Source organism: Sutcliffiella sp. FSL R7-0096, from assembly GCF_038595065.1.
GTDB lineage: Bacteria > Bacillota > Bacilli > Bacillales > Bacillaceae_I > Sutcliffiella_A.
The window spans coordinates 4,330,616-4,346,357 of the sequence record NZ_CP152003.1; the positions used below are offsets into that span (position 1 = coordinate 4,330,616).

At 37.9% G+C, this 15,742-nt stretch carries 11 protein-coding genes; all 11 read right to left on the reverse strand.

The annotated features are described in order from the left end of the window. Position 1 precedes the first annotated feature (1 nt). The gene (locus MKY77_RS22170; protein WP_339147842.1) at positions 2-1,873 is read right to left on the reverse strand and encodes a TnsD family Tn7-like transposition protein; all 1,872 of its coding nucleotides are present in this window, start codon (positions 1,871-1,873) and stop codon (positions 2-4) included. After that, positions 1,870-3,423 (reverse strand): ATP-binding protein, encoded by a 1,554-nt coding sequence (locus MKY77_RS22175; protein ID WP_339147843.1) that lies wholly within the window; start codon positions 3,421-3,423, stop codon positions 1,870-1,872. Before MKY77_RS22175 ends, MKY77_RS22170 begins: the two co-directional genes overlap by 4 nt. Further along, the gene (locus MKY77_RS22180) at positions 3,413-5,533 is read right to left on the reverse strand and encodes a hypothetical protein (protein WP_339147844.1); all 2,121 of its coding nucleotides are present in this window, start codon (positions 5,531-5,533) and stop codon (positions 3,413-3,415) included. Before MKY77_RS22180 ends, MKY77_RS22175 begins: the two co-directional genes overlap by 11 nt. 16 nt (positions 5,534-5,549) lie before the next feature. Continuing rightward, positions 5,550-6,350: a TnsA endonuclease N-terminal domain-containing protein gene (locus MKY77_RS22185; RefSeq protein WP_339147845.1), complete on the reverse strand. Its 801-nt coding sequence runs from the start codon at positions 6,348-6,350 to the stop codon at positions 5,550-5,552. Between the two features lie 183 nt (positions 6,351-6,533). After that, on the reverse strand, positions 6,534-7,877 hold the full coding sequence (locus tag MKY77_RS22190) for a peptidoglycan DD-metalloendopeptidase family protein (protein ID WP_339147846.1): 1,344 nt from the start codon (positions 7,875-7,877) through the stop codon (positions 6,534-6,536). A gap of 114 nt (positions 7,878-7,991) precedes the next feature. After that, positions 7,992-8,885, reverse strand: a complete 894-nt coding sequence (gene ftsX, locus MKY77_RS22195; RefSeq protein ID WP_339147847.1) for a permease-like cell division protein FtsX — start codon at positions 8,883-8,885, stop codon at positions 7,992-7,994. Next, positions 8,875-9,561, reverse strand: coding sequence for a cell division ATP-binding protein FtsE (gene ftsE, locus MKY77_RS22200; RefSeq protein WP_339147848.1), 687 nt, complete (start codon positions 9,559-9,561; stop codon positions 8,875-8,877). The genes ftsX and ftsE overlap by 11 nt, the downstream gene beginning before the upstream one ends. A 377-nt stretch (positions 9,562-9,938) precedes the next feature. Then, a complete protein-coding gene (locus MKY77_RS22205) occupies positions 9,939-12,362 on the reverse strand; it encodes a S8 family serine peptidase (RefSeq protein WP_339147849.1) in 2,424 nt (807 codons plus the stop codon). Positions 12,363-12,669: 307 nt separating this feature from the next. Further along, positions 12,670-13,008 carry a cytochrome c551 gene (cccB, locus tag MKY77_RS22210; protein WP_339147850.1) on the reverse strand — a complete coding sequence of 113 codons (339 nt, stop codon included), beginning with the start codon at positions 13,006-13,008 and terminating at the stop codon, positions 12,670-12,672. A gap of 60 nt (positions 13,009-13,068) precedes the next feature. Then, positions 13,069-13,938: a YitT family protein gene (locus tag MKY77_RS22215; RefSeq protein ID WP_339147851.1), complete on the reverse strand. Its 870-nt coding sequence runs from the start codon at positions 13,936-13,938 to the stop codon at positions 13,069-13,071. Between the two features lie 579 nt (positions 13,939-14,517). Next, a protein-coding gene (prfB, locus tag MKY77_RS22220) for a peptide chain release factor 2 (RefSeq protein WP_339147852.1) occupies positions 14,518-15,616 on the reverse strand; the annotation gives its coding sequence in 2 pieces (ribosomal slippage) (positions 14,518-15,543 and positions 15,545-15,616; 1,098 coding nt in all). Between the last annotated feature and the right edge of the window lie 126 nt (positions 15,617-15,742).

The window sequence follows — 15,742 nt, forward strand, 5'->3', positions numbered from 1 at the left end:
TTCATTCATAGAAGTCATCGACCATAGACTTCAATATTTGTTTCTTTTTTTTACACTTAACATTAAAATACCCCACTTTATGGCTAAGGGTTTTACGCTTATACCTTTGTTCAATAGGTAAGGTCCTTTGAGTATCTAAAATCGTCTTAGCCCTCCTTAAATAAAAATCCTCCCGTTCTTCTTCATGCTCTTTTAAAAAACTATAGGTTTTCGGAAGCATAGGAAAATGATTTTTATGCAATTTAATGTTAGCTTTTCTCAAAATACTAGTAAGGGTTATTCTCTTAGGGTCATTATCATCCGAAAATAACTCTAGATAAGAAATACGAGCCCTAGCTAGATATTCTTCATCTCTTTGCTCCCAATTAACAATGGGTTTATACTGTCTAGTTTTTTTATGATATGTTAGGCTATTAAGCCACTCTTTGTCGTTATTGTATAATCGTTTATATAGGGGATAATTTAATTTTTTTATTTCCGTTATATTGAATCCTGGATTATTTTCTACTAACCTAAACCAATCAGAGCGATCTTTCTCTTGGTCATATACCGAATATTTAATATCCAAAGGCTTCTTTTTTTGTTCTAGACAATATCTTACTGAATTTTCAGGAATCCCTAAGATTTTCGCAATGGTATAAATCTTGTGTTTTTCTATATGATATAGATAATTTATTTTCTCTGCTAGCATGTGACCACAAAAATGCAATAAGTCCCATGTATAATCCATGGTATCGAAATCACTACCTTTTTTAACATAAGACATTCCGCATATATTACAAGAATAGGTAGAAGAAATAGTCTGATTTGAAACATATGTTTTAATAGATGCACCAGTATTCGTCTTATACGACATACAATGATGGTTTAAACAAACAAGCTTTTCTTCAATATATTCTCTATTTACAAGCGCTGTATCTTTTATTCTTAAGCCATTTTCTAAAAAACCTTTTATATTAATCATACCTCTATTAATATTCATTTTATAGTATAGGAAATTGATAAGTATTAGATGAAACAAAGGGTGTTTGTTTCTTTTGTTTTCAGTCCATAATGAAGCTAGTTGTTTACCAATTCTAGACAAGTTAAAACCTAAATCTATTAGTACATCACCGTAGTAACTAATAATTTCTTCAGCTACTTCACGAGTTTTAATTACTTTCTGGTACTTGCCAAACCCTAGTTGCTTTAACAAATTCCTATATATTTCCGGTAATTCACTTGCAAAGGGCAACCCACCTTCGTCATCAATTATTTCATGAATTAGTTTTGATAGGTCTATTAAACTTTCTTTCTCATTATTTTTCTCTCCAATATCAATACTTGATTTTAATCTTTCACTATTAATTAAAACAAACTCTTTATCAATTTTATTAACATCGCTCATTTGAATATATTCGTTATGAATGGGACAAACCAATACCCCTGGAAGTTGATGCAATATTCTCCAATATGAATATCCAAACTTAGCCATATCTTCTTCTGCGCAGCTTCTACAAAACCTTAGGTATGGAAAATCCTTAATTCTTGATGCTGTTTTACCAGTAGACAGCTGAAAATGGTAGTAATTATCTTCAATCATCTCTTTTAATACTCTCTTTCTCAGTTCTGCCTGCATAAAATACATATAATAACAATAGCTTGTATGTGCTATTATCCAATCTTCACTTGTTTCTTTTACGTTAAAAATCTTTGTTTTTTTGTAAAGACTCCCAATATTACTTGAGAAGTCTAATTTCAGATTTTTACTCTCACTTTCAAATAAATCTTTAAGCGTATGCTTCTCTACACTTCCATTTCCGCTAATAATATGATATCTACTAATTACTGAATATAACATCTCACCTTGGTGAGGTTCCGGAAAAATATTCATAGTTTATCGCCCATAAAATCATCAAAGGGGTTGGAAATAAATTTTGCATCAATTAAGTACTTGTGTATTTTTTCTGGTGCATCTTCTTCCTTAGCTAACTTTAAAATTTCCGTATAAATGACCGTTTTAATAGTTTTAATGGGTTGCTTATTCTCCATTAACTCACTAACAACAATCTTTAATACTTCTGCCAAAGTTGCATTTTTATTCTCATAAAGGCAACTTTTCACTATTATTTCTGTCTTATATAAATCAAGATTCAAAGGCTGTAAATAGTTCATAATTTCTTGAAACTTGGAAATATTTTTCTGCCCTTTTGCTTCGCTAATTATTTTTAATGGCTTACCTTTTCTATTGCTGATATATTCCTTTATATCTAACGGTAAAATATCATTGTATTTAATAATTTCCTTTTCATTATTACTCTTAAGTGCACCTATAAATGGCTTTACTAATTTTAAATCTTCATGAGATACTGCTTTAATTAACTTTACATTCAATTTTTCTATCCCTAATTCCATTGAGCGACATTGTGTTAGCCAAAACAATTTAATAAGAATATCTATTATGCCTTGCGTTTCTTCATAGAGTAGTTTTTTTATCTGCGGAGTTAATGGAGTATATTCTCTTGTAATCTGATTCTGCCAAAGTGTCTCTACAATAGCATCCCATTCCTCATCATCTGAATTAAAATTCTCCCAAACAAGATCTCCCAAACCACTGCTTCTTCTTGCCTGCCTTAAGTCTTTCTGAAGAATACTTTTCGCACTCATAGTCCCTATTAATAAAGTAGGAATACCTATAGAGTTCGTTAAAGTTACAAAAAAGTTCATCATCTGTTCAGTAGACCCTCCTCTTTTACTTAACAGATGTTGAATTTCATCAATAACAAGCACTCCAATTACATGTATTTTTGATAAATGTGCCATATGAGTAACCATAGCACTAACAGAAACCCTATTGTTTCCGAATTTATAGGAGTAATCTGTACCTATTAGGTTATCTATTTCTTTAAAGAAAGAAATACACAAAGTTTTCAAAGAGCCATCATGAGGGCAATTTAATTTCAGCCATACGATTTGTAATCTATTTACTGGGCTTCTATGAACTAAGACCTGTGAATACATAGAAAGTACAGATTCAATATTCCTGCTTTTCCCCATACCTGGAAATCCCATTAATGAGAAACTTTTAGTGAAGACAGTTGATGTATTAATATTTCTATCATATAGACTTAGGTTAGCAATTTTATTATAGGGGTTTCTACTAATATATCCAGATCTTAACAACATAGAAAGTTTTCTTTCTAAATCTAAGGTTGCACTGATTGGTTGAAAGAATGTGCTGAATCGAAGAATTAAATGATATCTATGTTCTAGAGGTAAACTTCTATCTAAATCAGTAAACAATATAGTTTTATTTAAAGTATCATAAACCGAAGATTGACTTTTTATTTCTGGCAGTGCTTCAATAAATGGATTTCCTTCATATTCTTTGATATCTTGTTTAAAATACGTTGCCACTGTTAAATTTTGTTCTTCAATTTTCATATTCATGCCCCCCCTTATATAAACCAAGAGCTAAGATAGATTTTTTCTTATAACTTGCTGTTCCAGTTTCTTTCTCATAGGGAGCTGTTTTTTCAACTAAAGCTTTCTGATCGATAATAGAATTTATCTGTCTTTCTTTTCTTCTATTTTCTTTAATATTTTTAATAATGTGACTTTTCGGGATAGAAATTGTTTTCTTTATTTCTATATTAGCCTTTTCTACATATTCCTTGGTTAATGTCTGTAAGTTATGATAAAGTGTTATATCTCTTCCAACCTGGTGTTTATCTTCTTGTGCTCGTTCTTTTTTTATAAATTCATTTAAATATTCTATATCTTCAAAAGAAACATCAAAGTATCTCTCCTGATGGGGGAGCAAATAACATGGATAAAGTTTGTTACCATATTCCATATATATTTCTTCAGTAAATCGTTTGTCATACCTTACATTGACTCTCCAATTCCCCTCAACTCGCGCTTTTGATAGCCAGTTGTTATCTTCTATTATCTTTGCAGAATACCTAGCTCCCTTAAAGTGTAATCCATCTCTCTTAATTACTCCCACTCCTCCTGGTAATAGATGTATATATACATAGTTAGGAGTATAACTTTTTAAATCTCCGGCGTAATTCCTTATTCCCCAATGCCATATATCTTTTGGTTTTGCTTTTAAACCGTCTTCAAACATTGCTTTTGTAAAAGGATATGTTTTTAAATAACTTCCATTGTAGTGAAGGATGCAACGAATCATAAGTTGGCTAAACTCCTTAAGAGTTAGTTTTGCTTCAAGTCTATAATCTTTTCCGCCTCTTTGCTGAAAATCCTTTTCTATAGTTCCTGGTGCAAAAAGATAAATGTGTTCTGGTATTAAGTCTAATAATTTCTCTACAGTTCCTTTCATGTCTCCACGGTAGGATGAAGTATTTTCTATTGTTATGTTAAAATTTGATTCTAAGCTATCCGAGTTATACCCAATAAATTCTGCCTTATCTGCCAATAACACCTTAGGAAAATGAGAGGAAGGCCATTGAAATTCTTCCATTTCTATACCATATTTTTGGCATAGCTCTTTCTTATTAGTAATTGTATTGACCATTGCTGCAATAGCACCATCCCATGAAGATACTGATTCGAGTCCTACATGAAACCCTGTTACTAACCTACTGAAAACATCTACGCAAATATATATAGTAGGCTTTCCTATAATTTTATTTCTGTCATATGCACTTACTATATACATATTTGCTGGTGTTGAATCAATTTCAAATCTAGAACCTGGTCCGTTAGTTTCATATACACTAGAGCCAAGCAACCCTCTATGGTCTCGTTCATAAGCTTTGGATCCCTCTTTATGTTCAATTATTTCTTTAGATGTATATAATTTTTTAGCCCAATAAATAAATTGTCTATAGGAAGGCGATGCAGCAACAGTTACTAGTTCTTCTTGACCATATGGATTTATTATTTTTTCCGAATAATGCTCTAGTAACATCATTTTATACGCAAATTTATAGGTACTTCTATGTTTTTCAAAGTAGTGGGTTTTCAATGCTGAACGGATTTGACCTTTTACCTTTTCGTCAACATTTAAACCAGTGTAAGGTGAGTGTTCTGAATTTGGCCTACCTGTTTTTTTAGACTTTAAGAATTTATCTTTACCTCTCCCACCAGAGTTATATTTTTTATTTGCAAGTGCGTTTTGGGTCATACCACCAGACCAATATCTTTTAAGGTAATGATAAATCGTTACGTCGGATACCTTAAATTCAGCTATCTGCTTTTCAATTAGTCTATATCGTTGATCCCTAATATAAATATCAGGTTCCACTGTTACTATATCTTTAATTATGTTCCAAGCTTTTAAACTTTCACTTTGTAGTTTAGGGGATAATGAATCAATTCTTACGAGGTCAGTAAATTCGTCTTCTATATGTTCAATTTCATTTCCAATTAACCCCCTATTTAATTCACTTATATTAATAATGTAAGGTAACTTTTGTTTTTCCCCACAGTCAATAACATAACCGTAAATGTTGTTAGGGTTAATCCAAAGTAATCTAAATTTTATATTTTTGAACTTATCAAAATAAACATTGTTAACTGCTATCAATTTAGACCCCTCCTACTTAATCTACCAGTCCTTTTTTCCAACTTTGATGAAAATTTAATTTCTCATTTAAATTAATTCTTATTTTTTTGTTATACACTAGATAATGGAGTACCTTTAAAACTTTTTCATGTGAGACATATAATTCCCTTCCTATCTCTACCACTGAATCAATAATTTTTGATTCAGGATTTTGATTTAAAAACAATTCGTTTATTTCATGAATTAATTGTTGGTCTATTTCACTTATATATAAACTAGAATCTCTTAAATCATATAGGTTGTTGGCAAGTACTTTAGGAATCTCTTTTTCTGTAATAACCGCCCAGTTAATACCTTCTTGCATAAAATATTGTCTTTCAATTAATAATTTTTGAATTGTTCTTTCGTCAGTTAACTCTGATGAAGGTTTAATTGAACGTGCATAAGTTGTTATTTTTCCACTCTTATCTCTCGCTGTTAATAGAAAATCTAGTGTAACGACCGTTTTTGTTTTTGTATTAGGATAAACCGGATGTTTGAACCCTAAAATATCCGCTATTTCAGCTGTTTTGTCTCGATTAAGAATTGGGTATTGCTCTCTTATATCAATAATTTTGTCACTCCATTCGAATAATAGAAATGCATTTCTTTCTAGGTCAGAAAGGGTGTGATAAATTCTATTAATCTTGGTTCCTGGTATTCTAGCAACTCTTCCAGTAGATGGAACATCCCTCACAGTTAACCACGGTTGATATTGTTCAAATTCCCCCTTTCCACGACCTTCTTTAATATATCTTCTTATTTTTTCTTCATTCCACTTATAGTTATATCTTGGCATTTTCATACTCCTTTTTTATAAAATAAAAAAAACACAACTTTATCAATAGGTTTGACAAAGTTGTGTTTTGCTAATCGTATATTTATTCATTTTAACAATATTCTTGTTAATAAATTTTAAAAACTTTTTTGTAATTCAAGTACATTCTTGTAATTTAAGGACTTTCTTGTGGTATCACAAAAGTTAAAAGTTGATATAAGACGCAGGGTTCACTGCATTGGACTTGGATCCATTCCAGCCGCCTTTGTGTAGCTCAAAGTGTAAGTGAGGGCCTGTAGAGAATCCAGTGTTCCCCATGTTACCGATGAATTGGCCTTTGGATACGGATTGTCCCGCACTTACTGCCATGCTATCAAGGTGGGCATAAACAGTCGTCCAAGTTTGTCCATCAATGTAGTGAGTGATGAATACTACATTACCATAAGAGCTGGAGTAGTAAGCTTGGAATACAGTACCGCTTCCTGCTGCCACTACCGGTACATTTCCAGTTCTACCGTTTTTACCGACATCAATTCCGTAGTGCTGGGAGCCCCAACGAGTACCAAATCCGGAAGTCACGCTACCAGTTGTCGGTCTTGTCCAAGATCCGGATGAAACCGGTGGTGGCGGTGATGATACTTGAGTCGGTGGTGGTGCTGGCTTACCTGCAGCTTTTGCCGCGGCAGCTGCCGCTTCTTGCTCTTTACGTTGTTGCTCTTCAAGGCGTTTTCTTTCTGCCTCTTGTCTTGCACGTTCTTCTGCTTCACGCTTGGCACGCTCTTCTGCAGCTTTGATTTCTGCGCGGATTGCTTGTTCCTGAGCTGCTAGAACTTCTGCTTCGTTCTCAAGCTCATGGATTTCGTGCATGGTGGCTTGTTCTTTTTTCTTTAATTCTGCCAGTAGCTTATCTTTTTCAGCGATTTGATTTTTCAGTTGTACTTCCATGTTTTCCAAATCAATCAACTGCTGCTCTAAGGAAGCAAGCTGTTCACGCATTTCCAGCTCTTTTTGTTCGAGAGCCTGCATGTCCTCTTGATGAGCTTGTAGAATATCACGATCGGCTTGAACAATTGTTGCTACCGCACCAACGCGGTCCAGAAAATCTCCAAAGCTTTGTGCACCTAACAATACATCTAAGTAATTCACGGCTCCCCCACCCTGTTGGAAGGAACGAGCGCGATCTTCTAGAAGCTCATTTCTTTTTGCGATACGTTCTTTTAGTACTTCGATTTCTTCTTTTAACTTCTCAATCTCTTTACGAGTAGTATCGATTTCTTCTTTTTTACCACTGATTTTATTTTTCGTTTCTGCTACCGCTTTATCAAGGCGTGCCACTTCTGCTCTGATTTCATCTTGCTCCGCTTGTAGCTTATTTACTTCATTTTTCTTTTCGGATCTAGTAGATTCATTTGATGATTGTTGATCTTTCACTTCATTAAGCTTTTGCTGCATCTCATTCGCAAACGCTTTTTCGGATACACCCGAAGCGAAGAATCCGGAAAAGCCAATGACTGCAGCAATAGCAATTGTACCAATCTTTCTTCTCATCCCTTACTTCCCCCTAATTTCTTATGTATCCTGACAGGAACAAATTGGATGCTCCCATCAGGTTTTTGTTTTTTATTGAACGGGTATTTCTACCATAGAATAGTTAGTAATCTCTTACACTCTCAAAAACTTGCGGACGGACATCATGCTTCCCCACATACCGATAAACGCTCCGATTGCCACCAGGATTGCGATGACCTGGAATGCGAATGGGTAGAATGGAAGCATTTGAATGAATGTGCCTTGGATTCTCGGCTGTACTAAATCTATTAAATAATAGTAGGATGTGAGGATGATTCCAATCGGCACAATCGAACCGAGGACTCCCAACCACAAACCTTCTAAGAAGAATGGCCAACGGATGAAACCGTTTGTGGCACCAACCAACTTCATGATTTCTATTTCTTTCCTTCTGGCAAAAATGGTGATCTTGATGGTGTTGGAAATTAAGAACATAGCCGTAAATACTAGTCCCAAAATCAGGGCCAATCCTACGTTTCTTGCAATCTCAAACACTTTGAATAATCTTTCCACCGTTTCTGCGCCGTAAATGACTTTGTGTGTGTAATCCAGCTCGTCAATCTTCTTGGCAGCTGTGATGGTTTCTTGTGGTGTTGCAGTCTTTACGATGAAAACATCATATAGCGGATTATTTTGTTCAAACAACTCAAAAGCTCCGCCTTCTTCTCCAAAACTGTCCACTAAACCTTTTAACTCATCTTCCTTCGAGGAATAGTCGACTGTTTCCACTTCCGGAATGTTCTCTATCTGCTCTTTTAGTACTTCTTGGTTTTCCTCGTTTGCTGTCAGATCAATATGAACTCGAATCTCTACGTCGCTTTCAATTTCGGATGCGACGTTATTCAGGTTCATCATCAGTACAAGAAACACACCAACCAATAGGAGAGTAACCGTCACGGCACTGACAGATGCAAAGGTCATCCAGCCGTTACGTGCCAAGCTTTTAAAACTTTCCTTAAAGTGTCGCATCAGAGTTCTAGGCTTCATAACCGTAGTCCCCCTCTGCTTGGTCACGCACTATCTTCCCGTTTTCAATTGCAATCACACGTTTTTTGATGGTGTTTACAATCTCACGGTTATGTGTGGCCATTACTATCGTTGTACCTTTTTCATTTATCTCTTCAAAAATATTCATGATCTCCCATGAGGTATCCGGATCAAGGTTACCCGTTGGTTCATCTGCTATCATTACTTTCGGATTATTGACAATGGAGCGGGCAATGGAAATACGTTGCTGCTCTCCACCTGATAGTTCATTTGGAAGATGGCGCGCCTTGTGTTTCAATTTTACTAGATCAAGAACTTCCATGACACGCTTTTTTATATTTTTGGGACTTTCTTCTATTACTTCAAGGGCAAAAGCTACATTTTCATAAACCGTCAACTGCGGAAGAAGCTTAAAGTCCTGAAACACAACTCCTATGTTTCTTCTAAGTATAGGGACTTTGCCTTCCTTCAGCTTGGAAAGGTTCACTCCGTCTATGACAATACTCCCGTTTGTAGGCTTTTCCTCTCTGTACATCATTTTGATGAACGTGGATTTTCCAGCCCCGCTGGGTCCTACTACATAGACAAATTCGCCTGCTTTTATATTTATATTTATACCATCCAAAGCTTGGACGCCGTTTGGGTATTTTTTATAGACGTCTTGCATTTCAATCATTTAATCACCTATCTGGGTCAAAGATTTGAATCTCATTGCAGTCCCTGTTTTCGACGCACAGGAAGGAGAGTATTCATTAAACACTGGTGAATACGGATAGAACACTTGCTACAGAAAACGCAATATGTATATTTATCTAATTTTTCCGCATAAATCACTTTATTATTATATCATCTATTTCGACAAAATAAGAGTTTTTATTATTACAGTTTCTTTTCAATTGTATGATAGGGTTGGTAATAGAGGGATAAATTACCTTCACTGTGGGGTTTGTCGAAAAATATTGTCGGTTTGGAGAGAAAAAAACACCTTTTGGGGGTCAGACCCCCAAAGGTGTTTTTGAAGTTTTATAGAATACTATAAGGTTACTCTTAGCATTATTGGATAGTTAGTACGTCGGCAGCAGCGATTGCGCGCTCATTGTTGCCTTTTTTCGCGTAGACTGCCACACGGTAGTTTCCTGCTGGCAGTTGTGTTCCATCAGCCAGGGTACCATTCCAGTCATGGTAGTTATAGCCTTTTCCAAGATCTGCATCATAAAGTGCGTCTCCCACGTAAGTACCAAGTCCACCAGTTGCTGTAGCAGTGTAAACCCAAACCTCGAACTCATCTGCTCCACCTGGAAGGTAAGAGTAGAGTTCAAAGTTGTTATCTCCCAGTGGAGTAAATCCAAAGTGAGTAACACGAGGGTAATCCGGCTCGCCTACAAATAGAATAGTAGGAACTTGAATTGTGGTGCCACCCTCTGTCACAAGCAAGTGCCCTTCATAATATCCAGGCTCAAGCTTGGAAGCATCCACTTGAACATTTACATTCACATTTTGTTTCTTACCAGCTTTTACTTTTGTGTTATTGCTAGTTTTTACTTTAACGTGTTTGCCTACTTCATTTTTAAAAGTAAACTCTACACTGTAGTTCTTATCTTTATTGGACAAGTTCTTAATTTCGAACTTTTGATTTTCTGTTTGCTTCCCTTTCTTCTTTTCAAACACTCCGAATGAATAGCTTCCAGGGTTCACAAGTGTCTCAGCTTGTAGAGCATCAACCACACGGATGCTTCCTGCACCTTGAGAGTTGTGTGCATACTCTTCACCAGTTACCGGGTTGATCATTTTTTCCGCTGTGTTCATCAATGCAGATTTCACTTCATACACGCCCCAATCAGGGTTTGCTTGAAGAATCACCGCTGCAGCACCAGCTACGTGTGGAGCCGCCATACTTGTACCTTGTTTCGCTCCGTAACCATGTGGGTTAGCAGGATCGAAAGTTGGTACTGTACTTACAATGTTCACACCAGGGGCGGAAACGTCAGGCTTGATCATCCAAGTGTCCACTACAGGGCCACGGGAAGAGAAGTCTGCCATTGTTTCTCCGACTCTTTGAGAAAATGCAATATCGAAGCTTACTGTTACATTAGCTACTTTTGCTTTTAGTGCTTCTCCATCAGCTTGGTTCAGCATGATAGTTGGTACATCCATACCAGGAATTAATGGCATTGCACCTGCAACATTATTGTATAGAACTGCTCCAACCGCTCCGGCTTTCTTCGCTTCTGTAGCTTTGTCTACGAAAGGAATGCCAGCTCCACGGCTGATTAAAGCGATTTTACCTGTTAAATCTTTACCTGCAAACTCAGCAGGAGAACCAAATCCTACATCTACTAGTCCAAAATTTTGACCATTAAGTGCCAATAACGCTTCCTCGGATGGGAAACCTTGAACGGCAGAAGATGCATAGGATACACCGTCAGAAGACGTTGTTGCTGCTGTAAATACGTTGTAAGGAAGCTGTGTAGCCCCTACAGAAATAGCTTCACGGGAAGTTCCCGGAGAACCAACTGTCCAGTTGTTTGGACCAGCGTTACCATTTGAAGTTACTGCAACTACTCCCTCAGCCATTGCTTGATCAAGAGCAATGGAAGTTGCCCAGTCAGGAGCGTTTAAAGAGTTACCTAATGAAAGGTTCATTACGTCCGCACCATCAAGCACTGCGCGCTCGATAGCTGCTACTACGTTTTCTGTAGATCCGCTACCACCAGGCCCAAGAACACGGTAAGCAAGTAATGTAGCGTCAGGAGCTACCCCTTTGATTTGTCCATTTGCTGCAACTGTTCCCGCAACGTGGGAACCGTGAGTCGTTGCCGCTCCACGAGGGTCACCTGGGAACGTTTCTTGTGGATCTGCATCGTTATCTACAAAATCCCAACCTAGATACTCACCAAAGTTACCTGCTAAATCAGGGTGCGTGTAATCAACACCAGTATCGATGATTGCTACTTTTACACCTTCACCTGTAAAACCAAGGTCCCAAGCTTCGTTAGAACCGATGAATGGCGCAGAATCGAACATTGCCGGGCTGAATTCCTCTTCGGAAACAACCTCGGTAGTCGTGTATTCCACATTCGGATATACCGCTTTTACACCAGGAGTCGCTAGTAGACTAGGAATCTCATTTGCTGGAATCTCAAGAGAGAAACCGGAGAATACATGCTCGTACTCACGCTCTACTTTGCTTTTGGAAGTACGTGCTGCCACTTCCTTCTTTACTTTATCACGAGCACTTTTCAGATTCTGCTTAGACTGCTTCTTCCCATTGTGCTTCGCTTCAACAATAGATTGTTCTTGTAATTCGACAATTACCTTAACTGCTTTGGAGGATGATAAATCAAAATCCCCTTGTAATGTAGCCAATTCATGGTTTTCTTTACCTGTGTTGGCAGAGACACCGTTTGCTGCAAACGTACTGAATACAAGTACAAGAACCAGCAAAGGCATGAATGCTGCGATAAACTTCTGCTTCAAATCATCCCACTCCCCTTTTTTTGTATCTTACGACTTATGTAAAAAATTCTAGACATATACTTAAGTACCATTTACTTACGTTAGTCCAAAATCTTTACAATCCACATTATATTTTTAAAAATTCAAATTTTCAATATACTTTAGTATAACAAACGAACAATTTCGACAATTTGGTTAAATATAACTAGTAAAGTTCCATAATACTCCAATTAAAACACCCTTAATTCCCTATGATTTAATAAAAGCGTTTAGGTATCTTAGGGCATAAAAAAGAACCCTCCATTTTTCAGGAGAGTTCCTTACTTTCTTATTTATGTTGCGCTAACCACTCTGCTAAAACTGTCGCATCTTCTTCCGGAACAAGACCAGCTGGCATGCTTCCTTGACCATTGTTGATGATGTTTTCAATTTCATCCTGATTATATTTGCTTCCTACTTTTTGAAGGTTCGGCCCGCTTGCTCCTTCCATGTTACGACCATGACAGCCGATACAGCTTTGATACAATTGCTGTGCCTCTTCATTTTCTACCATTGCGAACTCGCCTCCGCCGCCAGTTGTTTCCTGATCCTCATTGGCGCCGCCTCCGCAGGCTGCAAGCGTAAGTAGTGATGAACCTAAGACAAATGCCATAAAATACTTTTTCATAGATAGGTCCCCCAATTTTGAGATGTAATTATTACCAAGTTCGATTATATTATATCCTATTTACTCTCTTTTAAAACCCTCACCCAATACCTCGGATGCGTTGGTAACCACGACAAACGCCGACGGATCAATGGTCCGGACCACTTGTTTCAATTTTGTGAATTCGGTCTGATCGACCACGCACATTAATACAGGCAACTCACTTTCCGTGTAGCCCCCATATGCGGCAAGCTTTGTCACACCACGATCGATTTTCGTAAGGATGGCTTCCTTGACTTCATCTTCCTTCTTCGTGATAATGATCGCCATCTTGGAATAACCAAGTCCGACCTGTACAAAATCGATAGTCTTACTAGTGACGAAAAGTCCGATAAGTGCATACATCCCAAGCTCCAAATCAAATACCACCGCTGCAGAGATAACTATAAGGCCATCAATGATTGCCACACAAGCTCCAAGCGTCAACCCGGTATACTTATGGATGATCTGTGCTGCAAGGTCTGTTCCACCTGTGGAAGCACGGCCCCTGAATACCAGCCCAAGCCCAAGTCCTACACCAATTCCCCCGAACAAGGAACCAAGTAACGGATCCTCTGTAGCCGGTGCCATGTTGCTTGTCCAAAGTACTATCAGCGGGAGCGTAATAGTACCCACTAATGTCTTAAGACCAAATTGTTTCCCTAATAATATGACCCCAGCCAGGAATAGCGGAATATTAAAGCATAACTGCACAATCCCCGGTTCCCAATCAAGGAGTGATTTCAATATGGTACTGATTCCACTAACCCCACCGGACGCTACCCTATTTGGAAGTAAGAACAAGTTGAACGCCAGCGCCACAATCGCTGAACCCAACACCACATATGTATATTCCTTCACCCGTTGATACACAGGCTTCACTTGATATCCATTTCTATTTTTACGACTCAACTTTATGTCCCTCCAAGTCTTTCCTCTAAGCTCTTTTCTCAAAAATTGTTGCTAGCCACTGGTAAAAAGTCAGCACTTGGACTTTTTACAGCTTATCTCTCTTAAACATACATGTAATTTTTCTGTACAGCCGGGAAAAGAGCACGACAGTATGAAAGATAACGGTTAATTGATAAATTCAAAAAAGCAACAAAGTTTACGAAAACAGCTTTTCTCTTTAAAAATTCACACAACGAGCAAGAGTATAGCACGCGATGGCAAGGGTGTAAATGGCATTGGTATAACGTGGTAAAGCGTTAACGGAAGTAGTGTAAATATATAGTTCTAATCATTTTCTAGCTTAATTGGGCTAATGTGCTCATTTCTTGGTAGGATTTCCTTAAGTTTGTACACTATGCAAAGGAAGAGCTAAGTGAGTTTTGCATTGGGAATTTGAGAGCTATTGGAGCTAGGCAAACTCTGTTTTACTTACTACCTGGGTATTATATAGGGTTATTGATTACCCTTTCCTCCGATTTGTCCACTTCTTGAGACAAAAATACACCCCCAGCCATCCAGGCCAGAGGTGCTATCATCATCTTATAATTTCGATCTCAAATATGCATCAATAAACGGATCCAAGTCCCCGTCCATGACCGCTTGCGTATTGCCGACCTCCGTATTTGTACGGTGATCTTTTACCATGGAGTATGGATGGAACACATAGGAACGGATCTGGGAACCCCAGCCAATATCCTTCTGCTCGCCGCGGATTTCATCCAGTTCCGCCTGCTGTTCATCCAACTTTTTCTGATAAAGCTTGGCTTGCAACATTTTCATCGCGCGCTCACGGTTCTTGATTTGAGAACGCTCCGTCTGACAAGTCACGACCACATTCGTTGGGGTGTGGGTAATACGAACCGCGGAATCGGTTGTATTGATATGCTGCCCACCCGCTCCACTTGCACGGTACGTATCAATTTTCAGATCTTCCGTACGGATATCAATCTCGATGTTATCGTCAAACTCCGGCATAACCTCACAAGAAACAAAGCTTGTGTGACGGCGGCCGGAAGAATCGAACGGGGAAATACGCACAAGGCGGTGAACCCCTTTTTCCGCTTTCAAGTATCCATATGCATTGTGACCCTTGATCAGCAACGTGACACTCTTGATTCCCGCTTCGTCCCCAGGCAGGTAATCAAGCGTCTCAACTTTAAAGCCTTTGCGTTCTGCCCAGCGAGTGTACATACGCAGCAACAATGAACCCCAGTCTTGGGACTCGGTACCACCAGCACCCGGGTGCAATTCAAGAATCGCGTTGTTCTTATCATGCTCACCGCTCAACAATAGTTGAAGTTCGAACTTGTTGAAATCTTCCGCTACCGTTTTCACTTCGCTCGCAAGCTCCGTTTGTAGCTCCGCATCCGGCTCTTCTTTTACCAACTCATAAGTTAACTGCAAGTTCTCATAGTTCTCACTTAACTCATGAAACTGTCCAACAGGTTCCTTCAGTGCATTAGCTTCATTGATGACCACTTGAGCTTCACTCTGATTGTTCCAGAACTCGGGATTGGACATTTCATTATCAAGCTCGGCAATTCGACGTTCTTTGGCCTCTAAGTCAAAGAGACCCCCTAAACTCGACTAATCGCTTAGCCATTTTTTCTAACTCGTGACGAATCTCTACTAATTCCATTTATTTCACCTCATAAAATTTTCACTAACCGAATTTTAACCCTTTTCAAACAAACAGGGCAACTAATAGTCTATAATATCGTATTTCACTAAAATAAAAAAGTACCTGAGTCTGGTATCGGGAATT